This is a genomic window from Sphingobium cyanobacteriorum (assembly GCF_030580935.1).
GTDB classification, from domain to species: Bacteria; Pseudomonadota; Alphaproteobacteria; order Sphingomonadales; family Sphingomonadaceae; genus Sphingobium; species Sphingobium cyanobacteriorum.
Genome location: NZ_JAUQOM010000004.1, coordinates 194,954 through 221,869 on the forward strand (window position 1 = coordinate 194,954; position 26,916 = coordinate 221,869).

21 protein-coding genes are annotated in these 26,916 nt (G+C 64.0%); 10 read left to right on the forward strand and 11 right to left on the reverse strand.

The annotated features are described in order from the left end of the window. Positions 1 to 133: 133 nt before the first annotated feature. Positions 134 to 1,000, reverse strand: a complete 867-nt coding sequence (locus tag Q4610_RS11150; RefSeq protein ID WP_304536024.1) for a LysR substrate-binding domain-containing protein — start codon at positions 998 to 1,000, stop codon at positions 134 to 136. Positions 1,001 to 1,297: 297 nt separating this feature from the next. Here Q4610_RS11150 and Q4610_RS11155 point away from each other — a divergent pair, with 297 nt between their 5' ends. From Q4610_RS11155 to Q4610_RS11175, 5 genes are all read left to right on the forward strand, one after another. Further along, positions 1,298 to 2,977: an ABC transporter transmembrane domain-containing protein gene (locus tag Q4610_RS11155; protein ID WP_304536025.1), complete on the forward strand. Its 1,680-nt coding sequence runs from the start codon at positions 1,298 to 1,300 to the stop codon at positions 2,975 to 2,977. Then, positions 2,961 to 4,073, forward strand: coding sequence for an efflux RND transporter periplasmic adaptor subunit (locus tag Q4610_RS11160; protein ID WP_304536026.1), 1,113 nt, complete (start codon positions 2,961 to 2,963; stop codon positions 4,071 to 4,073). The genes Q4610_RS11155 and Q4610_RS11160 overlap by 17 nt, the downstream gene beginning before the upstream one ends. After that, entirely contained in the window at positions 4,063 to 5,499 is a 1,437-nt protein-coding gene (locus Q4610_RS11165) for a TolC family protein (protein ID WP_304536027.1), read from the forward strand. The genes Q4610_RS11160 and Q4610_RS11165 overlap by 11 nt, the downstream gene beginning before the upstream one ends. A 123-nt stretch (positions 5,500 to 5,622) precedes the next feature. Beyond that, positions 5,623 to 6,495 (forward strand): DUF3034 family protein, encoded by an 873-nt coding sequence (locus Q4610_RS11170; RefSeq protein WP_304536028.1) that lies wholly within the window; start codon positions 5,623 to 5,625, stop codon positions 6,493 to 6,495. A gap of 19 nt (positions 6,496 to 6,514) precedes the next feature. Next, complete coding sequence (locus tag Q4610_RS11175) at positions 6,515 to 7,000, forward strand: group I truncated hemoglobin (protein WP_304536029.1); 486 nt, start codon at positions 6,515 to 6,517, stop codon at positions 6,998 to 7,000. Between the two features lie 287 nt (positions 7,001 to 7,287). On the opposite strand, the gene Q4610_RS11180 is transcribed toward Q4610_RS11175, so the two are convergent. From Q4610_RS11180 to Q4610_RS11205, 6 genes are read right to left on the reverse strand one after another with little or no spacing between them, the layout of a single operon-like run. Beyond that, complete coding sequence (locus Q4610_RS11180) at positions 7,288 to 8,031, reverse strand: SDR family NAD(P)-dependent oxidoreductase (protein WP_304536030.1); 744 nt, start codon at positions 8,029 to 8,031, stop codon at positions 7,288 to 7,290. Further along, complete coding sequence (locus Q4610_RS11185) at positions 8,028 to 9,362, reverse strand: DUF1254 domain-containing protein (protein ID WP_304536031.1); 1,335 nt, start codon at positions 9,360 to 9,362, stop codon at positions 8,028 to 8,030. The genes Q4610_RS11180 and Q4610_RS11185 overlap by 4 nt, the downstream gene beginning before the upstream one ends. A gap of 3 nt (positions 9,363 to 9,365) precedes the next feature. Next, complete coding sequence (locus tag Q4610_RS11190; RefSeq protein ID WP_336622867.1) at positions 9,366 to 11,486, reverse strand: molybdopterin-containing oxidoreductase family protein; 2,121 nt, start codon at positions 11,484 to 11,486, stop codon at positions 9,366 to 9,368. Then, complete coding sequence (locus Q4610_RS11195; protein ID WP_304536032.1) at positions 11,483 to 12,259, reverse strand: SDR family NAD(P)-dependent oxidoreductase; 777 nt, start codon at positions 12,257 to 12,259, stop codon at positions 11,483 to 11,485. Before Q4610_RS11195 ends, Q4610_RS11190 begins: the two co-directional genes overlap by 4 nt. Next, the gene (locus Q4610_RS11200) at positions 12,259 to 13,515 is read right to left on the reverse strand and encodes a sulfotransferase family protein (RefSeq protein WP_304536033.1); all 1,257 of its coding nucleotides are present in this window, start codon (positions 13,513 to 13,515) and stop codon (positions 12,259 to 12,261) included. Before Q4610_RS11200 ends, Q4610_RS11195 begins: the two co-directional genes overlap by 1 nt. Positions 13,516 to 13,572: 57 nt before the next feature. Beyond that, complete coding sequence (locus Q4610_RS11205) at positions 13,573 to 14,820, reverse strand: cytochrome P450 (RefSeq protein WP_304536034.1); 1,248 nt, start codon at positions 14,818 to 14,820, stop codon at positions 13,573 to 13,575. Between the two features lie 100 nt (positions 14,821 to 14,920). On the opposite strand from Q4610_RS11205, the gene Q4610_RS11210 reads away from it, so the two are divergent. After that, on the forward strand, positions 14,921 to 16,018 hold the full coding sequence (locus Q4610_RS11210) for a helix-turn-helix transcriptional regulator (RefSeq protein WP_304536035.1): 1,098 nt from the start codon (positions 14,921 to 14,923) through the stop codon (positions 16,016 to 16,018). 115 nt (positions 16,019 to 16,133) lie between these two features. On the opposite strand, the gene Q4610_RS11215 is transcribed toward Q4610_RS11210, so the two are convergent. After that, a complete protein-coding gene (locus Q4610_RS11215) occupies positions 16,134 to 17,744 on the reverse strand; it encodes a DHA2 family efflux MFS transporter permease subunit (RefSeq protein WP_304536036.1) in 1,611 nt (536 codons plus the stop codon). 143 nt (positions 17,745 to 17,887) lie between these two features. Here Q4610_RS11215 and Q4610_RS11220 point away from each other — a divergent pair, with 143 nt between their 5' ends. Both Q4610_RS11220 and Q4610_RS11225 read left to right on the forward strand, forming a co-directional pair. Further along, positions 17,888 to 18,928, forward strand: coding sequence for a type III polyketide synthase (locus tag Q4610_RS11220; protein WP_304536074.1), 1,041 nt, complete (start codon positions 17,888 to 17,890; stop codon positions 18,926 to 18,928). After that, positions 18,925 to 19,431 (forward strand): isoprenylcysteine carboxyl methyltransferase family protein, encoded by a 507-nt coding sequence (locus Q4610_RS11225; protein WP_304536037.1) that lies wholly within the window; start codon positions 18,925 to 18,927, stop codon positions 19,429 to 19,431. The genes Q4610_RS11220 and Q4610_RS11225 overlap by 4 nt, the downstream gene beginning before the upstream one ends. 90 nt (positions 19,432 to 19,521) lie before the next feature. On the opposite strand, the gene Q4610_RS11230 is transcribed toward Q4610_RS11225, so the two are convergent. Then, a complete protein-coding gene (locus Q4610_RS11230) occupies positions 19,522 to 20,979 on the reverse strand; it encodes an alginate export family protein (protein WP_304536038.1) in 1,458 nt (485 codons plus the stop codon). A 67-nt stretch (positions 20,980 to 21,046) separates the two neighbouring features. Continuing rightward, positions 21,047 to 22,393, reverse strand: coding sequence for a dicarboxylate/amino acid:cation symporter (locus Q4610_RS11235; protein ID WP_304536039.1), 1,347 nt, complete (start codon positions 22,391 to 22,393; stop codon positions 21,047 to 21,049). Between the two features lie 211 nt (positions 22,394 to 22,604). Here Q4610_RS11235 and Q4610_RS11240 point away from each other — a divergent pair, with 211 nt between their 5' ends. Both Q4610_RS11240 and Q4610_RS11245 read left to right on the forward strand, forming a co-directional pair. Further along, positions 22,605 to 24,374, forward strand: a complete 1,770-nt coding sequence (locus tag Q4610_RS11240) for a sensor histidine kinase (RefSeq protein ID WP_304536040.1) — start codon at positions 22,605 to 22,607, stop codon at positions 24,372 to 24,374. Continuing rightward, complete coding sequence (locus Q4610_RS11245; RefSeq protein WP_304536041.1) at positions 24,371 to 25,696, forward strand: sigma-54-dependent transcriptional regulator; 1,326 nt, start codon at positions 24,371 to 24,373, stop codon at positions 25,694 to 25,696. The genes Q4610_RS11240 and Q4610_RS11245 overlap by 4 nt, the downstream gene beginning before the upstream one ends. Positions 25,697 to 25,711: 15 nt before the next feature. Here Q4610_RS11245 and Q4610_RS11250 read toward each other — a convergent pair whose 3' ends face one another. Beyond that, complete coding sequence (locus Q4610_RS11250) at positions 25,712 to 26,905, reverse strand: MFS transporter (RefSeq protein WP_304536042.1); 1,194 nt, start codon at positions 26,903 to 26,905, stop codon at positions 25,712 to 25,714. Positions 26,906 to 26,916: the final 11 nt, after the last annotated feature.

The window sequence follows — 26,916 nt, forward strand, 5'->3', positions numbered from 1 at the left end:
GGGCGGACCGGACCGGGTCCGGCGACACTGTCTTGCAAGCGCGATACTGTCTTGCAAGAGAATGCCAGTGTCCGATCGCACAGGCTTGCTTCGTCCTGGCAAGCGCAGCGGGCCAATCTGATGTCATCCCGCCCTAATAGGTTCCCGGCTCCAAAGCCTGGACGATATGCTGGGCAAGCAGATGCCCCGTGTCGGAGATGGAACGCCCTTCGATCAGGGCAATTTCGGTATCCGGCAATTTGGGCAGCCATTGGGTTGCGGCTATGGGCACGAGAAACGGAGGCACCATTTTCTTGGGCAGAACCGAAATGCCCAGACCCGCTCTGACGGCGGCCTGCGCGCCCGCAAGGCTGGTGGAGGTATAGGCGATCCGCCACGTCCTGCCGCCCGCATCCAGTGCGTCGGTGGCGCGCTTGCGATACACACAGGGATCGGGCGATACGACCAGCGGGATCACCTCATTCCCGTCGACCGCTTCCTGGTCGCGGGCCACCCAGACCAGTGGCTCGCGCCAGACGCGCACGCCCTGGGGCGCGGCGGCCGGCTCGCGCTTGACGAGGACGAGATCGAACCCACCGGCATGGAAACGGTCAAGCAGGTTGAGCGTCAGGTCGCATGTGACTTCCAGTTCGACCAGAGGATGCGCGTCGGTAAACAGGGCGAGGATGTCGGGAAGATGCGCGGTGGCGAAATCTTCGGGCACGCCCAGCCGCACGACGCCCCTGACCTCCGGCTCCGTCAGTTCCGCGATGATCTTGTCGTTCATGTGCAGGATTTTGCGGGCCGAACCAAGCAGCACTTGTCCCTCGATCGTCAACCGCACGGACCGGGCCGTCCGTTCGAACAGGGTTCGGCCGACCAGAGCCTCCAGACGCTTGATCTGCAAACTGACGGTCGACTGGGTCCGCCCCAGCCGCGCACCGGCTTCGGTGAAGCTGCCCAGATCGGCGATGGTGACGAAGGTGCGGAGAAGGTCGATGTCGAGGTTGCGCACAGTCATCGGAACGTCCCCTGCAAATCATTGAGAATGCCAATCCATAGGATTGTCATAACTCATTTTGCAAATGGACGAAGATGCAGGAAGGGCGGCCTGTGATCGACATGACCCCGAACGAAGCAAAGTGAAACGAACCGCTGCCGCCGGTTGCAGCGATCATTCCGTTATCGCTATGATTGGTAATCATCTCTTCGTACAGCGACACGCGCGATGGCCGCAAGATATGGCCTGCGCATCGCCGTGAACCAGCACAGGACCGCAATGATGGCTGCCCAAGGGCATGAACGGGTTGATTGGAGAATGTTTGCGGGCTGGGCGCGGGCGGCGCTTGGCTCCGATCGTCCGTTTCTGACGATGGCGCTGATCTATGGCGCGGCGATCGGCTTCCTGTCGCTGGCGACGCCGATTTCGGTGCAGATGCTGATCAATTCGGTCGCCAACACCGCCTTGCCCGCGCCGCTGTTCACGCTGGCGGGGGTGCTGCTCGCCCTGCTGCTCCTGTGGGCGTTTCTGGGCGCGATGCGCATCTATGTCATGGAGATGTTCCGGCGGCGTGTGTTCGCGCGGATCGTGGCGGAAATCACGTTGCAGGCGGTCCATGCGCAGAACCCCTTCTTTCAGGATGACCGGCGCGGCGACCTGTTCAACCGCTTCTTCGAAGTGATGAACATACAAAAAGCGATCCCTTCCCTGCTGGTCGGGGGATTTTCGATTTTCTTCCAGGCGATGGTCGGCTTCATCGTCACCGCCTTCTATCATCCGGTGTTCCTGGGCTTCAACCTGCTCTTCATCTTCACGGTCTGGCTGATCTGGAAGCTGTGGGCGCGGCGCGCGATGGAGAGCGGCATTGCGCTCAGCCACCGCAAATATGAAGCGGCGCACTGGCTGGAAAGCGTCGGCGCGTCGAACGGTTTCTACAAGTCCAGCCGCCATCTGGACTATGCCATGGACATGTCGGAAAACCGGACCGCCGCCTATGTGGCGGCTCACCAGGCCCATTTCCGCGCGACCTTCCCGCAGGCGGTCGCCCTGCTGCTGCTCTATGCCATCGCCAGCGCGGCATTGCTGGCGCTGGGCGGCTGGCTCGTCATCCAGGGGCAGTTGTCGATCGGCCAACTGGTCGCTGCCGAACTGATCCTGTCCAGCATATTCTATGGCGCGGCGCAGCTTGGCCCCTATCTCGACACATTTTACGATCTGGTCGCCGCCGTCGAGGAACTGTCGCTGTTCCGCGCGATCCCGCTGGAGGACATGCCGGTCGAGCCCCAGGACAGCGCAAGGCCGCGTGACGGGGCGCTGGCGCTGCGACAGGTGCGGATCGCGGCCGATGGCGACGAGGCAGCGTTCGATCTGGTCGTGCCGGCGGGCACCCATGTCGTGGCCGCGGCCGACCCTGGCGTCGATCGGCTGCTGGCCCGCCTGCTCAAACGCCATTATCGCCCGGATGCCGGGATCGTCAGCCTGGGCGGCGCGGACATCAGCGCGCTCAACATCTACCAGCTTCGCAGCGATGTCATCGTCCTCGATCGCCCGACCATCGTGGAAAGCAGCATTCGCGACTATCTGCGCCTGGCCGATCCGACCGCCAGTTCCGCGCAGGTGCTCGACGCGCTGGAATCGGTGGGCCTGGGCGAGCGGATCGCCCGGTTGCCGCAGGGGCTGGACAGCCTGCTTTCCTCGACCGGCTGGCCGCTGTCGGTGGCCGACACGATGCGGCTGAAGCTGGCCGGGGCCATTCTGGCGCGGCCCCGGCTGCTTATCCTGTCCAACCTGTTCGACATGCTGCCGTCGCAGGAACTGCGCGCGGCCTTGCGTCCGCTCGACGGCGGGGAAGGAAGCACGATCATTGTCTTTACGGTTCGGCCCGACGCGCTTGGCTTTGACCATATGCTCTGGCTGGGCCGGACGCGCCAGGTGCTGACGCAGGACCCCATCGCCTTTGCAGTAGCCCGTGGAGGCGACGATGCCGTTTCGCGCTGATCACATCACCCATTTCAAGACATTGGCAAGCCTGCGCCCGCCGCGCCCGGCACGCATGTTCGGCTGGATGTTGCTCGCCGCCATGGCGGCATCCATCGCCTTCCTGCTGTTCGTCCCCTGGGTGCAGACCTCCACCGGCATGGGGCAGGTCATTGCCCTCGATCCGCGCGACCGGGTGCAGAACATCACCGCGCTCGTCCCCGGCCGGGTCGAACAATGGTATGTGACCGACGGCGAAATGGTGAAGAAGGGCGATCCCATCGCGCGCATCGCCGACAACGACCCCGACCTGCTCAGCCGCCTGCGCGCCGAACGGGCACAGGCCGATGCCGAAATCGCCGCCACGCAGCAGGCCATGGCCGTGGCCCAGCGCGACGTTGGCCGGATGCAGCAACTCTATGCCGAAGGGCTGTCGCCGCGCCGCGACCTGGAATTGGCGCAGATCAAGGTCGCCGATTACGGGGCCAAGGTGGCCAAGAGCCTGGCCGACCGGAACCGGCTCGACATCAACATCAATCGCCAGTCGGTCCAGATCGTGCGCGCGCCGCGCACGGGCCGCGTCCTGCGCATCCTGGGCGGGGACAATGCGACGATGGTGAAGGAGGGCGACATCATCGCCACCTTCGCCCCGGAACAGGCGGTGCGGGTGGTGGAACTATATGTCGACGGGCGCGACGTGCCGCTCATCTATCCGGGCCGCCCGGTCCGGCTGGAATTTGAAGGCTGGCCCGCCATCCAGTTCAGCGGCTGGCCATCGGTGGCGGTCGGCATGTTCGACGGCCAGGTCCGCGCCATCGACCTGTCCGCCTCGCCCAACGGCCTGTTCCGCGTGCTGGTGGAGCAGAAGGCGGGCGCGCGTCCCTGGCCCCAGGAGCCGTTCGTGCGACTGGGCGCCAAGGTGCGCGGCTGGGTGATGATGGACACGGTATCGACCGGCTATGAACTCTGGCGGCTGCTCAACGACTTCCCGCTGCAATATCCCGCAGGTGCGCTCGACCAGCAGACCGGCCAGAGCATGTCGACGCGCGCGCCGACGGGCGCATCCTACGGCCAGGCTGCCGGTGGCGGCGGCAAGGATGGCGGCAATGGCAAATAGGATCGGGTGCATCCTGCTGGCGCTCGCCGCAGGGATGGCCGCTCCGCCGCTCGCCGCGCAGGATGTTGCGCCGCTGCCGCAGGTCGCGTCGGTCGATGCGCCAACCCTGACCATCGACGCGCTGCTGGCCAATTCCGCACGGCAATCGCCCCAGATTCTGGAGGCATTGGCCAGGACGCGCGCCGCCGATGCGAAGCGGCTGACGGCCGAAGGCGCGTTCGACACCGTCTTTTCGGCCGAAGGCGGATCGCGGCTGATCGGCTATTATGGCGGGACATATGCCGACGCGAAGGTCGCGCGCCCGATCGAGGATTGGGGCGGGCAGCTCTATGGCGGCTATCGCGTCTCGAACGGGCGCTTCCCCGTCTATGAGGACAAGAATTACACCAACACATTGGGCGAAATCCGCGCCGGCGCGGTCTTTTCCCTGTTGCGGGACCGGATGATCGACGAGCGGCGTTTTGGCCGGGTCAGCGCGCAGGCGGATCAGGCGATGGCCGATGCGGAGCGGCAGATGGTCGCCATCGGCGTGCAGCGCAAGGCGCTCGACGCCTATCTCTCCTGGATCGCGGCGGGGCAGCGCCTGGCGATCTACCAGCAACTCCTGTCGCTGGCGCAGGAGCGGCAGCGCGGCCTGCGCCGCACGTTCGAGGCAGGGCTGCGGCCCCGCATCATCCTGACCGAAAATGAGCAGCAGTTGCTGCGTCGCGAGGCGATGGTGGTGCAATCGCAACAGGCGCTTGCCGCCGCCGCCAACAGCCTGTCGCTCTACTGGCGCGATGCAGAGGGGCGGCCGACCATCCCGCGCCCCGAACAACTGCCGCGGTCCCTGCCCGAACCTGTCACGACAACACGCCCGGACGCGGTGCAGCGGCCCGACCTGATGGTCGCGCAATTGCGGCAGCGGCTGGTGCAGGACCGGCTGGCGCTGGACCGCAACGCGCTGCTCCCGCGCCTCGACCTTCAGATGGAGGTGGCGCGCGACATGGGGGATATCGGGCCGGGCGGCATCTCGCGCAGCGGCAATGATGTGCGGCTCGGTGTCAAATTCTCCGTCCCGCTGGAGCAGCGCACGGCGCGCGGCAAGCTGATGCAAACGCAGGCGGAACTGGATGCCAACCGCACCCGTGCCCAGTGGCTGGACGAGCAGATCCGCGCCGAAATAGAGGGCATCGCCATCACGCTGGACGCGACCGCGCGCCTTATCAGCCTGTCCGAACAGGAAAAACAGCGCGCCGACGACATGGCCGTGGCGGAACGCCGCCGCTTCGACATGGGCGCAAGCGACCTGTTCCTGGTCAACACGCGGGAGGACAGTGCCGCCAATGTCGCCTTGTCGTTGCTGGACATGCGGCTGCGGCGCATCATCGCCGGGGCAGATCTCGCCGCGGCATCCGGGGATGCGGAAAAACTGGGGCTTCAGTAAGGCGTCGTGCGGTAAAGTGGCGGCGTGACGCTGAACCTCCGCGCGCCCACATGGACCTGCGGGGCGTGATCATCGCAGGCTGGCCTAACGGCACATTAACCTTGCTACGCTAAGGCGGCGGGTATGAGCTTCACCCGATTCACCCTGATCGCCGCGCTGGCGTTCACCAGTTTCGCCCCGGAAATCGGCGAGGCGCGACCGCTCCGCAATGGCGGCAAATTGCTGCTGACCAATGGCATATCCTCGCTGGAAGGCGCCAGCGGCGGTGGCATGACACCCTGGGCGGTCATCGCAGGGAATGAAACCAGTGACGGCATTGGCCTGTCGGTCCATGGCACCATGGTCGAGGTCAAGGATTATGATTATCAAAGCGCCGGCGCCGCAATCGGCTGGCGCGACCGGATCGAGATCAGCTACGCGCATCAGGATTTCAACACCAACGAGATCGGGGTGGCACTGGGCCTGGGCAAGGATTATGCTTTTTCCCAGGATATCATCGGCGCAAAGCTGAAAGTCGCGGGCGATCTGGTCTATGACAGGCTGCCCGCCATTGCCGTGGGCGCCCAGTACAAGAAGAACAATAACGCAACCATCGTCCGCGCGATCGGTGCGCAGGATGATGAGGGGGTCGATTATTATGCATCGATCAGCCGCCTTTTCCTGTCCCGTTCCATCCTGCTGTCCGGCACGGCGCGGCTGACCAAGGCAAACCAGCTTGGCATATTGGGCTTTGGCGGCGACAGACATGACAGTTACAGTGTGCAGTTCGAAGGATCTGCGGCATGGCAATTGTCACGGCGGCTGGCGATCGGCGGAGAATATCGGGCCAAGCCGGACAATCTGGCCATAGCGCGGGAAGATGACTGGTTCGACGCTTTCGCGGCCTATGCCGTCAACCGCCACCTGACGGCGTCCATCGCCTATGTCGATCTCGGCTCCATCGCGACGGTGAAAAAGCAGCGCGGTGTGTTTTTCCAGCTCCAGGCCGCCTTCTGATTTCCGGGGAAAAGCTTCCATGTCCTTCCTGTTCTCGCTCCTCCTGCTCCAGGGCGCGCCGGTCGCAGCCCCGCATGCCATGCCCGGCGAAGAGACTGTAGCGCCCTATGCGGTCGATGATCGCAACGCCGGCGCAGCCCCCTTTGTCGGCGACGGGATGGCGAAAGCCTTCCACGGACAGGATGGCATCCGCCGCATCGTGGACAATATGGTCGAGTTCAGCTTCGCCGATGCCGTGATCGGCGAAATCTTCGCCAATCAGGACAAGGTCCGGCTGAAGCGGACGCTCTTCGAACAGTTCTGCTATATATTGAACGCCGGCTGCACCTACACCGGCCGCGACATGGCGAGTGCGCATAAGGATATGGGCATACAGAAAGCCGATATGAACCGGCTGGTCGAGGTGCTGCAACGCGCCATGACCGCCGAAGGCGTCGATTTCCAGGCCCAGAACCGCTTCCTGTCGAAACTGGCGCCGATGCGGCGGGCGGTGCTACAGAAATGATACGGATCTGCGCTGGTCACGGCCGATGGGCGACCGGCGCGGACGCCCCCCAGAGCGGTGGCGCCTGCCCTGGCGCGCCGGCGACCGTGAGCGCGCGCCCTTCCTTGCATCCATGAGCGCGAGGGGATGGACAGGAAATGCAGCGCCGCGTCATGAAGGCCGGGCGTGTCGAGCGATGATGCCGCTCCCGGCATCAGGCAAAGCCCGGATGCCCCTGACCGATCGAGCGACGCGCCATGCCCATCCTATCGCAAATCGACGCGCATCCCCCTTCTGCATCCGGGACATTATCGCATCAATATCGTGCCACCGTTGACCGATATCGTTTGTCCGGTGATCCAACGACCACCTTCCCCCAGCAGCCATTCAACGGCTGAAACAATGTCGACGCTGCGGCCGACATCGCGCAGCAGGGTTTGCCCAGCAGCCCCGTCAACCATCTGGCTGGCGTCGCCATACCCCCCGGCATCGAAAAACTCCGTGTCGGCCACGAAGCCGGGCGCGATGGTGTTGACCGTTATCTGGCGCGGTGCGGTGCGGCGCGCCAGATCGCGCCCATAGCCATGCAGCGCGGCCTTCGCAGTCGCATAAGGACCACCCTGGCCATCGAGGCCCGCGGTGGAACCTATCAGGATGATTCGCCCCCCATTTTCGACCCGGTCCATCGCCGCCTCGATCAGGAGAATGGCGGTCAGCAGGTTCTTGCGCAGGGCATCCAGCCAGGCCGCCTCGGCCGCCGCCGCATTGCTGCCACCGGCCTTGAAATCGCCTTGTCCGCCCGCTGCGGCGATAATGCCGCAAAGCGGCTGCGCACCGATCCGGGCCAGCACCGCCTCGACCCCTTCTACCTGGCCAAGATCGCCGCTTGCTACCAGCGCCAGCGCGGGATCGGGTGCCAGTGCCCTCGTTTCCTCAAGGGCTTCCGGCCTGCGCCCGACCAGGATGACGTTGCGCCCCTTGTGCAGCAGCGACAGCGCAACGGCCCGCCCCATGCCGCTTCCTGCGCCGGTGACAACGACCGCGCCCTTCATGCCGCCAAAACCCTGGTTCGGATGACGGGGGCAGGAATATATCTGCCCTCGACCACGTCCCTGAAGGGTATGTACAGGCGCAGGACGATCAGCAGCGGGCACGCAGGCACCGGAAGCCAGTTGGCCATCCGGTCGGCCAGTGGCGCCCCATGCTGGAGATGGATGCGGATCTTGCCATCCGGGTCGACGATGAGCGGATCGCGGTCGCCCAGCGCATAGCGATCGATCGCGTTGGGCACCAGAAACTGCGTATCCGCCGCATAGACCGTGACCGACCAGAAGCCGCTGACCGGGATCGGCGGCTCCAGGGTCAGCACATAGTCCGCCACAGAAGCGTCGATCACGGAGCCATCGGCCTCATGCTCGGTCGGCAGATAGACGCATTCTTCCAGGTCGGTGCCGTAGATGCCGACGCGCGCCTGGACGGCGCGGGTGAAGCGCTTTTCGGATGAACCGGACAAAAGATCGCGATCGCCACGGATACGCGGCACCAGATACCATCCGTTCACGACCTTGCCTGGACTGGCCGCACGCGCACGGATACGGTCGAACGCCGCCTGTGCGCCGTCGCGGATCGCCTGCTGCACCGGGGGGGCAAAGGCTTCGATGTCGAAATTCTTGCCCCAGCCGATATGGATGCGGGCGAAGTCAACGAACAGGTCGCGCTCGTCCTCGCGCGGTTCAAGGAAACGTAGCAGATAGTTGAAATAGCTGTAGATATCGATGCTGCTGAACATCGTCTTGGAGGGCCACATCCACGCCGGGTCTGGTGCGGGGGGCGGTGCTTCGACACCCAGGAAAGCGGACAACGGTTCCAGTTTGAACTGGTCCTGGATGGCGTTGACCGCCGGTTCGTCGTCCTTGCCCCGGCACAGGATGCGGATGATGAAATAGGAAATCGCCGTGTCGCAAGGGATCACCGCGTCCACCCCATCAGGCGTCTCGCCCGACCAGTCCGGCCCTGCAAGAAGATAGCGGCCACCGCCCTGCCCGGTCGTCCTTGTGCCAAGCCAGGCATAATTGTGCATGTAGAAGTCGGAAAACTGCACGCTGAAGTAGCGATCGGGGAAAGCGGGCACGGTCAGGACGAGCGGTTCGCGCCGCATGTCGAAGGGGACCAGGGTGTAGAGCGTGTCCAGATTGATCTGGACTTCCTTGTTCAGGTCATCCGCCGGATCGATAATGTGGCGATAATGATCGAGACGATTGAAGCCGCCCTTGCGCACGCCCAGCCAGTGGATGGCGCGATAGCCATGCACGATCGGATAGGCATAGATGAATGCCTCCTCGGCTATCGCGCGGGCCGCTTGCGGCGTCAGGGTTTCGGTCATGCTCTATCCTCTTGCTTCGATCCGGATGGGTATCGCCGTCATGCGCGGCATGGCGTTGATGGGTTCGCAATCCCTGACGGCGTCGATCAGTTGGTTGGGATTGGCGCCCGCTTCCCGGACATCTTCCGGGTCGTCCGGCAGTCCGCCAAATCCATGGGTCATCGCAACCGCGCCGCGCCGGACCGCCGCATCCGCACCAAGGACGGCGGGAACCCGTCCAAAGCTTGAGACTATGTCGACAATATCGTCCTCTGCAAAACCGGCGTCTCGCAAATCGTCCGGGTGGCACCATGCCCGATTGGTCGCCATGCGCTGCCGGATCTTCGGCAACAGGCGATATTGTCCATTATAGGTTTCCCGCACGCGATGCGCGATCAGGCGCAATGGAAATTCGGCCGACCGGGCATGGTCGCTTTCCCGTGCGACGCCAGCCAGTTCTTCGGCCACATCGGTTGGCATCACTTCAAAACGGGCATCGCGATCAGACGCTTCCACGCGCTGCTCAGCCACGTCGAACAGGTGGCCGGACGGGTAGCGGGCGATGGTGTCCAGCGGCACTTGCGACCGATCGAGCAGCATCGCCAGCAAGGCTTCCGAGGTCGGCGCCCGCTCCATGTCCAGATCCATACCGTTGAATCGGTAAGGAACGCCCAGCCGCCGGCTGATGTCCCACAAATAGCGCCAGTCATCCTGCGTTTCCGGCGGGGCGGGCACGACAGCGGGGGTATATTGGGCAAATGGCATCGGGAAAAAATAGGTTTCGACGTTCAGCAGCGGAACCGCAGGCACTTCGTACAAGAGGCGGGCAGGCAGGATGAAGTCCGCCAGGCGCGCCGTTTCATTGAAGGTCGGATCGACAAGAACCAGCAGGTCGAGCGCCCGCAGCGCATCGACCATGCGGCGCTGGTCCGGCATGGAACTGGCGGGATTGCCGCCCACGACGAACAGGCTGCGGACCCGGTCCGCGTCCGGTGCCATGATCTCCTCGGCCAGCGTGCCCGCCATCATCTCCCCCTGCATCGGGCCGATGCCGCGCACCCGGCTGGGCCGGCCCTTCGTCCATCGGCGGCGGGGCGGCGCCACTTGCGCGCGGCGCGGGGTGCGCGGGCTCATCACGCCGGGATTGCCCACAACGTCACCCGCGCGGGGGAAACGGCCACAGATGACGTTCAGGCATTCGTACAGATGCTCGGCCAGGTTGGAATGCGGCCCCATGTCCGGCCCGGTCCCGGTCTGCACGCACCCCTTCGGCCCGGCCGCGAAGATATGTGCAGCCTCGACCAACATATCGCGATCCACCCCGGCCCGGCGCGCCACGGCGTCCGGCGTGAAGGGGGCGACGGCGGCGCGCAATGCATCCATCCCGGCGACGAACTGCTCGCAAAACATCTTGTCCTCGCGCCCCTCGCGCAGGATGACGTGCAGCAGGCCCGCCGCCAGCGTCACATCCTCTCCGGGCCGGAGCGCCAGATGGAGGTCGGCCATCTCGGCGGTCTGCGTGCGCCGGGGATCGACGACGATCAGCTTCATCCCGCGTTCTTTAAGCGCCTTCAGCGTCTTTTGCGGATTGAAGGACAGCGCGCCCGCGGACACCGACACCAGCGGATTATTGCCCACCAGCATCCAGACATCGGATTCCGTGGCCATGTGGCGTCCCGCCGCCCACACGCCGATCCGTTCCATCGCCACCCATTTGGCGGACTGGTCGATCGTCATGCTGGAATAGAACTGGTCGCTGCCCAGCGATGCCAGCCAGCCGGGAAGGGCATAATGGCTGAGCGTCTGGAACCAGGGATTGGTCCCGCGCCAGCCCGCCACGCTGCGCGGCCCATGCGCTTCGATGATCCCCTTGAGCCGCTCGGCAATCTCGTCCAGGGCCTCGTCCACCGGCACGGGCACATGCGCGCCGTCCTTCTGCCGCCGCAGCGCCTGCGTCACCCGGTCCGGCCCATGCAGCATGTCGGGCGCCTGAAGCCCCTTCATGCAGGCATAGCCACGGGTCAGCGGATGCGCCTTGTCCCCCCGGATCGCGACGATGCGATCATCCTCTATGTCAAGCATCACGCCGCAACTGCCAGAGCAGATGCGGCAGAAGCTGTGGGCAGTCCGACGCTCGCCCATCATCGCCCCGATGGCAGATTGCCCAGCGTCAGGCCCCCGTCCACCGACAGGACAGAACCGTTGCAGTAGGACGAGGCATTGCTGGCCAGGAACAGGGCCGCCGAAGCGATCTCGCTCTGTTCGGCAAAGCGCCGGCTCGGCAGGAAGTCGCGCAACGCCTGAAGGACGGCACCGCCGCCCGCCTGTTCCGCTTCCGCCACGGATTCGCCATTGATGAAGCCGGACGCGATGCAGTTGGCCCGGATGCCATAGCGCGACAGGTCCATGGCCATGGCTTTGGTCAGCGTCACCATGCCGCCCTTCGACGCGCAATAATCGGCATTGTTGGGAAAACCGACCACGCCGGCGGTGGATGCAATACCCACGATGGACCCCCCGATCCTGGCGTCCACCATCGCCTGCGCCGCGGCCTGGGCCGTGACGAAATAGCCTTTCAGATTGGTGTCTAGCATCTGGTCCCAATGCGCTTCATCGATCTTCAGAAAGGCGCGCTGGTGCATATAGGCCGCGTTGTAGATCAGGGCGTCGACCCGTCCGAAACGTTCGACCGCGCTGGTGATGATGGCGCGCGCCTGCTGCGCGTCCGCCATGTCCGCCGTCACGGCCAGTGCCTGCCGCCCCCGTGCCTCGATCTCGCCCGCCACGGCCTGAATGGCAGAGGCGCTGCGCGCGGCGACCACCAGATTCGCGCCGGCATCCGCCGCCGCCAGGGCGATGACACGTCCGGTATTCTTGCTGGCGCCAGCGACCACCACGATCTTGTCGGTCAGATTCATCACTTGTCCTCCGCAGGAATGCCATATTTTTCGACATAATCGGCGAACAGGGCGTCGATCCCTTCCGCGCTGAGGCCAAAATCTTCCAGCCGGTATTTATGGCCACCGTGACGCGCATCCCTGTCTTCCGAAGCAGCGTTGAGGGCGGCACGGGCTTCGGGCGTGAACGGGATGCCGATGAAGTCGTAGATGCGCTGCATCTGCTGCGCCCAGTCGGCATTGATGTCCGCGTAACGCATGTCCAACTGCTGGTCGGCCGGAACGATGGTCCGCCGCTCCTGTTCGACTTTGGCAATCTGGCTGTGCACTTTTTCGGCGATATAATGGCCCAGCGCGTGGGGATCATTGTCATCGGACCCCAGGATCGAAATGTTCCAGAACATCGAACAGGTCGATGCCACCGTCTTGCGCGGATCACGGTGCATGAAAACGATTTTCGCGTCGGGGAAAACCTGCATCAACGCATCGATATCCTGCATGTGCTGCGGCGATTTGAACACCCAGGGCCGATCGGGATCATCCTTGCGGAACCAGGCGACAAGCTGGATCAGCTTCTTCATATAGGCATAGGCCGCGTGCTGGTTCGTCCGCAGGCAATAGCGGCCATAGGTCGGCACGAATCGCTGCACCTCGATCATGAGCGAGGAGAAGCTCATGCTCAAAAGCCCGATTTCTTCCTCTGGCGCTTCGGCATCGAGCGTATGGATATGCGCATTTTCCGGATTCATCGCCAGGAACGCGGCGTGCGCGCCCTTGGCGCGTCCGATGCGCGGATCGGGGCCGTCGCCAAAACTCGCCGGCATCGGCACCGGGAAATTGATCTCCCAGTCGCGCAGATACAGAAAGCGTGGATCACGCGCCAGCAGCCGATGCGCCCTGGTCGTGCCGGACCGTGCCGACCCGACGATGAACGTCATCGGCCCCAGCTTCGTCTCCAATATTTCCGGGTGGCGATCGAACAGATCCTGCGCGCGCAGCCGGTCGGCAAGGCGCGCGATCAGGAACTGCCGCGCCATCACCCGCCCGAACGGGTTGAGCTTTGCTTCATCTTCGATAGACCGGATCAGGACGCGCAAATTAGTGCGAAACGGATCGTCCCCGAAGAAATGCAGGCCGGTCTGCTTGCGGGCGGCAGCGATGATCGCCGCTTCCGAAAAATCGGCGTCGGGCGGCACCACCGGACGCCGCACCGTCTGCACCCGATCACCCAGCGCGATTTGGGCATCCTCAAATGCCGGAGCCGCTCTATCTGCCATTGATATTCTCTCTCCACCTTTTCTTTTATCTTTTCCGGCACGCCCTGGCCGTGGGCGTTACCAACTGACCGGCATGTAGTTGCGGCCCCAGTTCATCCAGGGATGGATGCGCCGCGTCTCGCCCGTCGTCATGCGCAGGGTCGGCACCCGCCGGATCAGAGCGGCGATGCCGATGCGCGCGTCGAGCCGGGCGAGCGGCGCGCCGATGCACAGATGAGAACCCCAGCCGAACGACAGATGCTTCATCGCCTCGCCAAGCGGGCGATCGAGACTGAAGCTGTCGGGATCATGGAAGATGCCGGGATCGCGGTTGGCCCCGGCGATCGAAAAGAACAGGCGCCCCTTGGGCGGGATCGTCGCGCCGTGCATCTCCACTTCACGGGTCGCCGCGCGACACTGGCCCAGGACCGGCGGATCGAAGCGCAGGCTTTCTTCAATGGCGATCTTCACCAGATCGGGATTGGCGACCACCCGTTCCCAGCGCGTCTCACGCTCCTGCTGGAGCCGCCAGACGCAGTTCATGATGAGCGAGGTCGAAGTCTCCTGCCCCGCAGTCAGGAAGGTCGCGCACATATTGGCGATTTCCGCATCGGTGAGCGGCCGCCCGTCGATCCGCGCCGCCAGCATCCGCGACAGGAAATCGTCGGACAGGATCGTGCCGACATGTTCGTCGGTCGGTTCCGACACCCCCGCCTTTGCGGCAAGGTCGCGCCGTTCATTGACCATGGCGATGAAATGTTCGGCAAATTCGGGATAGACGGCGCGATCGCGGCCGGATTCGGGATCGTCATAGATCCCCATCATCAGCTCGTCGCCCCAATGCTTGTACAATTTGTAATTCTCGCGCGGCGCGCCGAGCATGATGCACATCACCTGCCCGGTGAGCGGCAGCGCGAAATCATCATGCAGTTCTGCCTCGCCGCCCTTGGCGAGCATGGCGTCGATGATCTCTTCGGCCAGGTCCTTGATGACCGGATCGAGCGACTTGAGCGTCGGCTGCACGACCGCCGGCATCAGGAAGGAACGCCATTTGTCATGCTCCGGCGTATCCGTCACGATGCCGGTATTATGCGCATAGGTGCGCAGGGAATTGCCATATTTGAACGTCCAGTCCCCGACCGTCCTGTCGTTCAGTATTTCATTCTTGATCTGCCCATAATCGCTGAGCATCCAGAAATCATATTTCGCGCCCTCGCGGTGATAGAAGGGGCAGGCGGCGCGCAGTTCGGAATAGAATTTTCCGGGGTCCGCCTTGGCCTCCGCGCTCATCGGGTCGAACTTGCTGCCGGGCAATGCATCCGTCATGGACGTCCTCTCAACTAAATGCTTTGAGATGGGCTATCCCTGCCGGATCGTCCTGCCATCCACCAGTTGGTGTATCAGGCGCATAATTTGGACCTGACGAATGCGTGACCTGCCCGACCTTCGCGACGCCATCTACAACGCACCGCTCGACATGCGCCCATGGAAGGAAGCCCTGGCCCTTTTCCGCCAGGCGTTGGACGCGCGCTTTGTCTATATGTCGTTCCGGCCGGTTCATGAAGGCGCCGTGGGCATCGGCATTTCCGCCGCCGATACGGACGTTTCCACCATGCGGCGGGACTATGCCGAGCGGTTCCAGCACATCAATCCCATGGCCTTTGATCGCATGGAACTGGGCAAGGTATATTCCATCCGCGACTTTGCCGCCGAGGATCATCCCTTCTGGACCGACTATCTGAACCCGTCGGGCATCGGCAACGCCTATGGTTTCAGCATCAGCAACGGCGATTTCCATGCCGTGATCCACCTCGTCAGGGCTGCCGAAAAGGGCGATCTGACGGGAGATCAGGTGCGGTGGTGGGAATCGCACGCGCCCGCATTTTCAAGCGCTGTCCGGGTGTTCGGTGAAATGCGTCTCCGCCACTTCGTGACCGGGCTTCAGTCCCAGGTGCTGGATCGCATGTCATTGGGCATGATGATACTCGATGCCAATGCGCATCTGCTCTTTGCCAATATGGCCGCGCATGAGATCCTGGCGAGCCAGAGGCATTTTGGCCTGTCGGACGACCTTCGCCTGCGCTTCGCGCGCCCGGATCACCAGAAAGTCCTGCTGCAAAGTTGCGCGGCGTCCGGCGATGGGGGCAACCGGCTGCTGTGCTGTTCGGACGGCGATTATGCTGACCGCGTGATCGAGATACTGCTGTCATCGGTCGAACCCGATCATGATTTCGGGCTTGCCAGCGCCCCGGCACTGGTTGTCTATCTTCACAATCGCGCGGCCTCCGCGGCCCCGGCCCCCGAATTGCTGGCAACCCTGTTCGGCCTCACCCAGGCCGAAGCGAAAGTTCTGGCCACCCTTGCCGCTGGCAGCACCATTGCAGAGGCCGCCATTCTCCTTGGCCTGAGCGAAAATACCGTTCGGACACAGACCAAGCGCATTCTCTCCAAGGTCGGTGTCTCGCGCCAGACCGACTTGATCCGTCTCGCGATAGGCAGCCTGGCCAACCTCGTCGGCAAATAAGCATCCCCCCTTGCCAGGCGTCTGAAGGAAAGCCGCGCCTTGCCTCATCGGTTGGGCCGGGCGCAGATGCCGATCGCGCCGTCCGCCCAAGGGTTTCACCGCGCTGGAGGCGCGCTCAACCTGCCAGATGCGGGACCGCAGGTGACGGGTCGGATGCCGGATCGTCGTCGGGCAAGGACACAGGGCGCGCTTGTTTCACGAACCACAAGGTGAGCAGGATAAGGGCTGTCAGCACCCCGCACAAAAGCCATGCCGCATTGACGGCGGGAACCAGTGCGGCCTTTTCCACCAAGGGCCGGATCATCTCTGTTGCATATTCGTCCAGCGGCTGGCCGCGTTGTTCCAGAAAGACATCCCTTGGTATGCCGATCTCCACGGCTGTCGCCACATCGCCGGCGCGCAGTTTCCCGGCGATCCGGGCAGATTCCGTTGCGGCCCTGCTGAAGATGGTGGTGTCGATCAGCGCCAGGCCGACTGCACCGCCCAGGTTGCGCATGAGGTTGAACAACCCGCTGCCGTCCGCCACCATGGCCGCCGGCAACCGCCCCAGCGCCATCCGCGTGGGCGGCAGCAGGCAGAACATGATCGCCGCCCCCCGCACCATCTGGGGTATCAGCATGTCGGCAAAATCGGTCTGCGCGGTCTGGCGGGCGCTCAACAACAGCCCGATCGCAAAAAGCGCGAAGCCGAACGCCGTCAGCCACCGGGGATCGACCCGGCGTTCGGCCCAGACCGCCAGCGGGGCCGTCGCCAGTTGAGTCAGCCCCGTCACCAGCATGATCTCACCGATGCGCAGCGGCCCATGATCCCGCACCAGGCCAAGGAAGAAAGGCATCAGATAGGTCGATCCGAACAGGCCGAAACCCAGCACGAAACTGAGCATGCAACCGATGGTGAAATGGCGGTCGGCAAAGCAGCGCAGTTGCACCAGGGGCGCAGCCGACACCCATGTGCGTCCTGTGAACGCCGCCGCGCATACCGCCGACACACCCAGCAGCACCAGCACCTGGGGCGCGCTCCAGCCCAGCGAGGGCGCATCTTTCAACCCGATTTGAAGCGTGATCAGACTGGTCGCGAGCAATATAAGCGCAAGGATGTCGATCGCCCTTGCCGCATGCCGTTCGGCCACCTGCCCGCGCAGGAATAGCGCGACACCCACCGCAGCGACGATACCGGGCAGGATGTTCACCCGGAACAGCCAGTGCCAGGAATAGGACTGGGTGATCCACCCTCCGACGATCGGGCCAATCGTGGGGGCCAGCACGGCGGCGACGCCCGCGATCGTCGTAGCCAGCGCCTGCGCGCGCGGTGGGAACAGCAGGAACACAGCCGCGAACACGGCCGGGATCAGCGTGCCACCGGAAAATCCCTGCACGATGCGCCATGCAATCAGTTGGCCAAAGCCCGTGCTGATCGCGCAACCGAAGGAAGCGATCGTGAAGAGGCTGACCGCGCCCACGAACAGCCAGCGCATCCCAATTCTGGCCATCAGATATCCGGTCAACGGTATGGCCACGATCTCGGCCGTCAGATAGGCCGTCTGCACCCAGATCATCCGGTCGGGCGCTATCCCCAGCGCGGCCTGGATGGTGGGCAGCGATGTGGCGACGATCTGGATGTCGAGGATGGCCATGAACATCCCCAGGCACATCAGGATGAAGCCCGTCCATGCACGATAGCCGGCCGCCTGTGTTCCGCGACCATTCAGGTCAGACCCATCATCCATCGTCGCACCCGCCCCCGTCTTGCCACGCTTGCCATAGCCCTGTGGCTATCGGATACAAGGAACTACCGGAGGTCGAAGTCGTTGCGCAGAAGAAGCTTTTTTGCCGGTCCGCCGGTCACGTCAGGCGGTCCTTCTTGAAATCGGTGTCCATTCTTTCATTGGTGACGGAAACCGCGCCACATCGCCTGTCGCAAATGGAGGCGCTCGACACGGCCCGTGCGCTGATCGCCGGCAATTTCAGCGATTTTGAACGTCTGTCGGCGGTATATGCCAATGCCGGGGTCGCATTCCGGCAACTTGCCATGCCGGTCGACTGGTATCGCAGCCCACGCTCTTTCCCCGAACGGACCGCCGCCTATCTCGACGTTGCGCTCGACATGTTCGTCGCGGCCGCGCAGAAAGCGATCGCGCAGGCTGACCTTCGGCCACAGCAGGTGGATATGATCGTCACCGTGTCGTCAACAGGTATCGCGACGCCAAGCCTGGAAGCGCGCGCCATGGCACGGCTGCCCTTCCGCAACGATGTCCACCGCGTCCCGATATTTGGGCTTGGCTGCGCGGGTGGCGCGACGGGCCTTGGCCTGGCGAGCAGGCTGGCCCGCGCGACACCCGGATCAACCGTGCTGCTCGTCACGGTCGAGCTGTGCAGCCTTGCCCTGCGGACCGACAATGCGGACAAGGCGGACATCATTTCGACCGCCCTGTTCGGCGATGGCGCGGCCGCCTGCATATTGCGTGCGGGAGAAGATGGCTTCGTGCAGATTACCGGCAGCGCCGAAAAGACCTGGAGCGATACGCTGGACATAATGGGCTGGCGGGCGGAACCGACCGGACTGGGCGTGGTGCTCAATCGCGCGATCCCGGCCTTCGCGCGGCGGGAAATGCGGCAGGCGATGACGGAAATGCTTGCGCCCCAGGGGCTTGGTATCGATGATGTCGACCAGTTCATCTGCCACCCCGGCGGCGCGAAAGTGGTCGATGCGCTTGAAGGCGCACTGTCGCTGAACCAGGGCGCCCTGGTCAATGAACGGACCATATTGCGCGATCATGGCAACATGTCCGCGCCAACCCTCTTCTTCGTGCTGGACCGCTACCGCCAGGCAGGATTGCCGCCCCTGTCGGTCCTCAATGCGCTGGGGCCAGGCTTCACCGCCTCCTCTTTGACGTTGCGGTGCGCAGCATGACCCTGCCTTACGCGATCATGCTGTTCGTCACGGTGCAACGGCTGAGCGAGCTGGTGATTGCGCGCCGGAACACCAGCCGGCTGCTGGCGGCTGGCGCCCGTGAAGTCGGGGCGAAACATTATCCGGTCATGGTCGCGATGCATGCGGCCTGGATCGCCACTTTATGGTTCACGGTCGGGGGCCGCACTGTCCATATGGCATTGCTGCTCGTTTTCGCTGTTCTGCAACTCCTGCGGCTATGGGTGCTGGCGACACTTGGACCCCGGTGGACCACCCGGATCATCGTGGCGCACGATGCGCCATTGGTGAACAGGGGGCCTTTCCGCTTCCTTCGCCATCCCAATTATGCCGTGGTCACTGCCGAAATCGCCGTCCTGCCGCTGGCCTTTGGCCTGACATGGATTGCGGTCCTGTTCACCCTGCTCAACGCGGCGATGCTGCATGTGCGGATCGGCGCCGAAAATCGCGCGCTCTATGACCGGCGCCGGGATATCCCCGCATAGCCTTCCCGCGTGCGGCTTCCCCCTGGCCCAGGGGGGCTGATGGATGGAAAAACATCCCGCCAGATGCACCTGATGCTATCTCCCGCCCTGTCAGAATCGAAAGCTCAGCCAGGTCGCCAGAAAGGCTGAGTTGCGATAACCGGCCGCCGTCAACGCCGCCTGCGCCTGGAGATATTCGGCTCGCGTGGTCAGGGTCAGCCGGGGCGAGATCGCGTAAACGATCTGCGCGCGGGCGAGCCGCGCCACCGCCTTGCCCGCTACCCGCTCTGTGCCGACATAGGGCGTGTAGTTGGCGCGATAGACCGCATCGCGCTCGTCATCGCGCCAGGTAAACTGATATTCCAGGCTGGCGCGCACGCCCTTCACCGGCTGGAAGGAGACATTGGGCGCGACCGCGATCAGGTTGGTGGCGGTCAGGAACAGGCCGTAGCTGAAATAGATATTGTTGCCGAACGGGGCATAGGCATTGCGCAGCGTCCCCTTGTCATAACCACCCCCGCCGCTGCCATAATCGACGTGAATGCCGACCCGCGGGGCGCTCTTGTCCGCGCCCAGCCGGACCGTCTGCGCGGCAAAGGCCTGCCAGGCGCTGATCGGTCGGTCGCCAAAATTGCCATATTGGTGCGCCAGCGTCCAGTCCAGCGCGACTGGGCCAATGTCGCCCCACAGCCGCGCGCCGGCATAATAGCGCACGGCGGGCGACACGACGCCACCCCATGTCCCCACGCGATTGCGCCGTCGCCAGAAAAAGGGATCGAAATAGAGGCTCGATCCGCCCAGCCATCGGGTCGGCAGCACGAAGCCCGCCGACACGCCGCTGAAGCGCCGGTTCTTGTCCGGCACATCGTCGCCCAGACCGCCATTGCCAAGGTCGGTCGTTTCGAAATCGAACAGGGTCGCGCGCATGGTGGGGGTCCGCGCCCAGGCACGGGTGCCGTTCAGGACGAAGCGGATCGTGTTGTTGTCGCGCTGGGATATCAGCAGGTTGGGACCGTCGGTAAATTCCTGCCGCCCATGGCGAATGCCCAGATCAACGTCGCCAATGCGGCCCCTGGCCTCGGCGAAATATTGCTGACGGACGAAATTGTTGCGCAGCGATCCCGATGGCGTTCCGACATTCTTGCCTGACAACCGGCCATGGGCGATCTCGCCATAGAAGCGCAGATGTTCGCCGACATGCAAATCGGCGCCACCCACCAGACGCAGGATATCCTGTCGTTGCTCCGGCCCTTCGATCAGTTGCGGGTTGCTGGTCAGGTTCATGCGCAACCGCGCTTCACCACTGAGCGTCAGATAGATGTCGCCATCATCGTCGAGTGGCAGATATTTCAGGCGGTCGAGAATGTCGTCGCGCCTGGCCGGGTCGCGATAGACGCGCCAGTCCTCCGCCCAGCGGGACAGGTTGTAGCCCTTCGTCGTGGCGCCATCGCCCTGGGCGGCGGCAGGATAGGACGGGGTAGCGGCGGACGGGGTAGCGGCGGTCTGGGCAGCAGCGGGCATCGCACAGGCGAGCGCCAGCGCGCCGCATAGCAGGCGGGTGGTGGACATGGGTTGGGGACCGATCTGGTAACGGGGCGCGGCCGGTAAGAGGCACGCGCCGTCCGTGAAAAGGATGTCAGGCGGCGGTCAGCACGGCCTGCGGAGACGCTTCGGCAACCACCGGCGCCGGCAGTCGCCCGTCAAGCGCGGCGTTCAGCATCTCGCGGTCGAGGCCGCCTTCCCAGCGGGCGACGACGATGGTGGCGACAGCATTGCCGATGAAGTTGGTCAGGCTGCGGCATTCGCTCATGAAGCGGTCCACGCCCAGGATCAGCGCCATGCCCGCCAGCGGCACCGTCGGCACGATGGACAGCGTCGCCGCCAGCGTGATGAAGCCCGCGCCGGTGACACCCGCCGCCCCCTTGGACGAGAGCATCGCGACACCCAGCAGCAGCAGTTCCTGCCCCAGCGTCAGTTCCACCCCGGTCGCCTGCGCGATGAACAGCGCGGCCAGCGTCATGTAGATATTGGTGCCGTCCAGGTTGAAGCTGTAGCCGGTGGGCACGACCAGCCCGACGATGGACTTTTCACATCCCGCCCGCTCCATCTTCTCGATAAGGTTGGGCAGCGCGGCTTCGGACGAGGATGTGCCGAGCACCAGGAGCAGTTCGGCTTTCAGGTAACGCAGCAGCTTGAAGATGGAAAAGCCGGTCAGTCGCGCGACGCTTCCCAGCACCACGATCACGAACAGCAAAGATGTCAGGTAGAAGGTCGCGACCAGCGCACCCAGATTGGCGAGGCTGCCGACACCATATTTGCCGATGGTGAAGGCGATCGCCCCGAACGCGCCGACGGGGGCGGCGCGCATCAGGATCGACACCAGCTTGAAGACGATCAGGCTCAGCCGCTCCAGGAAGCGGATCACCGGGGCAGCAGGTTCGCCGACCATGCTGATGGCGATGCCGAACAGGATCGCGACCAGCAGGATCTGCAATATGTTGCCGTCGGTAAAGGCGCTGACCAGCGTGGTGGGAATGACACCCAGCAGGAAGCCTGTCAGCGTCGATTCATGCGCCTTGGCCGCATAGTCGGCGACCGCGCCGCCATCCAGCGTGGCAGGATCGATATTCATGCCCGCGCCCGGCTGGACGACATTGGCGACGATCAGGCCGACGACCAGCGCCAGCGTGGAGAAGGTGAGGAAATAGGCGAACGCCTTGCTCGCCACGCGGCCGACCGCCCCCAGTTCCTTCATGCCTGCTATGCCGGTCACGATGGTCAGGAAAATGACCGGGGCGATGATCATCTTCACCAGCTTGATGAAGCCGTCGCCCAGCGGCTTCATCGCTTCGCCATAGGCTGGCCAGAAATGACCAAGGAGCGCGCCGAGCATGATCGCGACCAGCACCTGCACATAAAGCTGCGAGGCAAGGCCCTTGCGCCGTGGTGGCGACGCGGCTGCCGGATAAGTCGGGTTGATCATGGCGGTTGTTCCATCTCCTTAGCCGCCGCTGGCTTGGTCTTTGCGGCACAGGGATGGTGCGACGGAATGGAGCCGGTGCCAAACAGGGGACGGAAAATATAATAACATATTGATATTGTTTTTATTTTCCTGTTTCTGGCGGCAAATATCGACAATCCCGATGTGGATTACCGCATCGCCCCGGCATGGATTGTGTGATAATCCACACAGGATGAGCCGTTTCACCGCCATCGCCGGTCCTATCCGTCGCTTCGCGCCCCTGCTGCTGGCGATCTTGGCGATCGGCACGGCATCGATCCTGTTTGCCGACCGCTATCACCGCATCCTGCGCGCTCAGGCGATCGCCACGGAACGTGCCGAAACCACCCAGCAAACCCGCGCCGTGATGCGCCTGCTGGAATCGGAATTGCAGAGGTTTCGCCTGCTGCCTGTGGTGCTGAGCGAATATCCCGATCTGCGCGCGGCGTTGCGATCGGGACAGGTGGACATGGCGTTGAACGACAAGCTGGCCGTGCTGAAGGCCAAGACCGGCGCGGGCGCGATCTTCGCGCTCGACCGGGCTGGCCGCACGATCGCGGCGTCCAACGCCCGCCTGCCCAGCAGTTTCGTGGGGCAGGATTACAGCTTTCGTCCCTATTATCGCCTGGGCTGGACAAAGGGCGGTGGCGAATATTTCGCGCTCGGCACCGTCAGTCGTCGTCCCGGCCTCTATCTGTCCCGCCGGATCGAGGACAGCGACGGTCCGATCGGGGTGATCGTGGTCAAGGTCGAATTCGACGCAATCGAACGGACATGGCAGGACCGCCGCGCCCTGAGCTTCGTGGCCGATGCCAATGGCGTGCTGCTGCTCAGCAGCGATCCCGTGCTGCGCTTTCGCACGCTGCGGGCGATCGACCCGGCGCGCAAGGCGCAGATCAAGCAAGCGCTGCAATTCGGCGGCGCGCCGCTGACGCCGCTGGGTATCGCGATCGGCACCGATGGCCTGACCCGGATGCGCGACGGGTCGCAGGCGATGACGGCGACGCTCGCCGTGCCTGTTCCAGGCTGGCGGCTTTACCATATCGAACCACTGGATGGCGCGTTGCAGGGGGTGCGACAGCGGGCGGAGATCGCCGCCATCCTGTTCGCCATCCTGCTGTCATTGCTGCTCGCGGCCAGCGGCTGGGCGATCATCCGTCGACGCCGGGCCATCAATGCGCGCATTGTCCTGGAACGGGAGGTCGCCTTGCGCACCGATGATCTGGCGCGCGAGATGGAGGCGCGCACTATCGCCGACCAACGCTATCGCCAGGCGCGCGAGGAACTGGCCCATGCCAATCGCCTGGGCACGCTGGGCACGATTTCCGCCGGGGTGGCGCATGAAATCAATCAGCCGGTCGCAACGATCCGTACCTTTGCCGAAAATGCCACCGCCTTTCTGAGCCGCGGCCAGCCCGAACAGGCGACGGCCAACCTGCGCGAAATCGTGGCGATGACCGACCGCATCGGCAGCATCACCGCGCAATTGCGGCGCTATGCGCGGCGTGGGGCCGGCACGATCGGCCCTGTATCGCTGGCACAGGCGATCGATGGCGTGCGTCTGCTGGTAGGCGACCGTTTCCACAGCGCGGGTGTGATGCTGTCCCTGCCTGCGCCTGATCCGGCCCTGAAAGTGCGGGCCGGGCGCGTGCGGCTGGAACAGGTGCTGGTCAACCTGCTCACCAATGCGCTGGAGGCGGTACAGGATCGGCCCGACCCGTGGGTCATGGTCACGCTGACGCAATCGGACGGGCGCGTCATCCTGGATGTGCGTGACAGTGGTGCGGGGATCGACCCCGCCATCGCGGACCAGTTGTTCATGCCCTTCGCCACCACGAAGGCCGGCGGCCTGGGGCTTGGCCTGCACATCGCCCGCGACATCATGGTGGAGTTTGGCGGCGCGCTCGACCATGTGACCGACGACGACCATAGCCTGTTCCGCATGACATTGGATGCCCTATGACCGAAACGCCGATCCTTCTTGTCGATGATGATGATGCGCTGCGCAATGCGCTGGTCCAGTCCTTTCAGTTGGCGGATATGGCGGTGGAGGCGTTTGCCGACGGCGCGGCGGCCCTGTCGCGGCTGGACGCGGGTTTTGACGGGGCGATCATATCGGACATTCGGATGCCGCGCATGGACGGCATGGCATTGTTCAACCGGGTTGCCGCGATCGACCATGAAATCCCCGTCATCCTGATGACCGGCCATGGCGACGTGCCCATGGCGGTGGCGGCGCTCAGGACCGGGGCGTTCGATTTCATCGCCAAGCCCTTTGCCACCGACCATCTGATCGCATCGGCCCGCCGCGCGCTGGAAATGCGGCGGCTGGTGCTCGACAATCGCCGCCTGAGAGCGGCCGCCGATGAAAGCGCGGGTGGCGAACCGTTGATCGGCGAGACGCCGGCCATGATCCGCCTGCGCGAAAATATGCGGCAGGTCGCCGATGCCGATGTCGATATCCTGATCGAAGGGGAAACAGGCACCGGCAAGGAACTGGTCGCAACCCTGCTGCATCGGTGGAGCCGCAGGCGCGGGCGTCCCTTCGTCGCCATCAACTGCGCGGCCCTGCCCGATGCCATTGCGGAAGCGGACCTGTTCGGCCAGGAAACCGGCCGGGCCGCGCACAGCCGAACGACCCAGCCAGGCCGGATCGCCCGCGCCGACAAGGGTTCGCTGTTCCTGGACGAAATAGAGAGTAGCCCGGCCTGGTTACAGGGGGCATTGTTGCGCGTGCTGGAGGAACGGGAAATCCTGCCGGTCGGCGCAGAGCAGCCCCAGATGGTGGACCTGCGCGTGATCGCTGCGGCCAAGCCGGGGATAGAGGCCAGCGTCGCCGACGGGCGTTTTCGTGCCGACCTGCTCTATCGGCTCGACATGGTGCGCTTGCGCATCCCGCCCCTGCGCGAACGGCGCGCCGATGTGCCCTTGCTGTTCGGTTATCTGCTGCACCAGGCCGCGGATCGGATGAAGCGGGACGTGCCTCGCATCGGCCCGGATATTCAAGCCTATCTGGCGGACCATGACTGGCCCGGCAATGTGCGTGAACTGACCAATTTCGCCAAGCGGGTCGTGTTGGGCATGACCATGGATGGCCCGGTCGACGACCATCTCCTCTCGCTCGCCCATCAGGTCGAACGCTTCGAAGCGGGCGTGATCCGCCAGGTGCTGGAACGTGTCCAGGGCGATGCCCGGTCCGCCATGGCCGAACTGCAACTGCCCCGGAAAACCTTTTACGACAAACTCAACCGGCACAATATCGACATTGATCGCTATCGCCCCTGAGCCGCATATAGGCCATCAGTAATCGGCCTGACCGCGCCGGAGGAGTTCGGCCTGCGAGGGATCAAAAATCCGGTTGAGCAGCAATCCTGCGGCCAGGATGGCTGCAAATCCGGTGGCAAGATGGAAACCGTAGAGGGCATCGCCCAGATATTCGCCGATCAATCCCATCATCAAGGGCGCCGCGACGGCGCTGACGCAGGTGAAGAAAAGGATGATGCCGGAAATCGCGCCATGCTGCGTCTTGGGAAAACAACTGATCCCCTTGGAATTCAAGGTTGGATAGATGACCGACATGAACAGGCCCGACAGCGGCAGGGTGATGACGGCCACAGGCCGACCGCCGACAATCGCGCCGATGAAACAGAACAGGATGGCCATACCGCAACAGGCGAGCACGCCGGTCCAGTCATAGCGCTCCAGCAACCAGAATCCGCCGAACCGGCCAATGACGCGCAGGATGAAGAAGATCGACAGCGCATAGACGGCCCATTGCCGGCCCGGTCCGTCATAGCCCGCCAGCAGGGTCGGCATCCAGACATAGATGGCCGTTTCCACGCCTACATAGAGCATGATCCCCGTGCTGAACGCCAGCGCATGCCGATTGCGCAGCATGGCGAGCATGTCGGCCAGCGGCGCGCCATCCGGGGCCGCGACACGCCTCTGTGGATAGGGCGCGCGCCAGGCGACGATCATCAGCAGGCCGCAGAAGATCGCGGCGATCAGGTAAAGCCATTTCCACGAAGCGTCATGCGACAGCAGATAGGCGACGATGGCCGGGCCGATGATCGCGCCGATGCCGAAAAACCCCTCCACCACGTTCATCGTCGCGGTATGGGCGCGGGTGGATGTGGATATGTCGCCGATCAGGGCCAATGCGGCGGTCTTGAAGATGCCCACGGCAATGCCGCCGACGAACAGCAGGACAAGGAACAGGCCAAAGCTGCTGACCCAGGCAAAGAGCGAAGCGCTGAGGCCGAACAGGCCCAGGCCGATCAGGATCGTCGCCTTGCGCCCCAGGCGATCGGCCAGCGAGCCGAGCAGCACGCCGCCCAGCGCGATCCCGCTCATCGTCGCATAATGGAACGCACCGCCCGCAGTCATGCCCAGGTTGAATTCGCGGATCACCGACGGGATGATGACGCCGACCGATTCCGATGTCATCGCGAACATCAGGAACATGAGATAGGTGAGCCAGCGGATGCGCGCCATCGTGCCTAAAT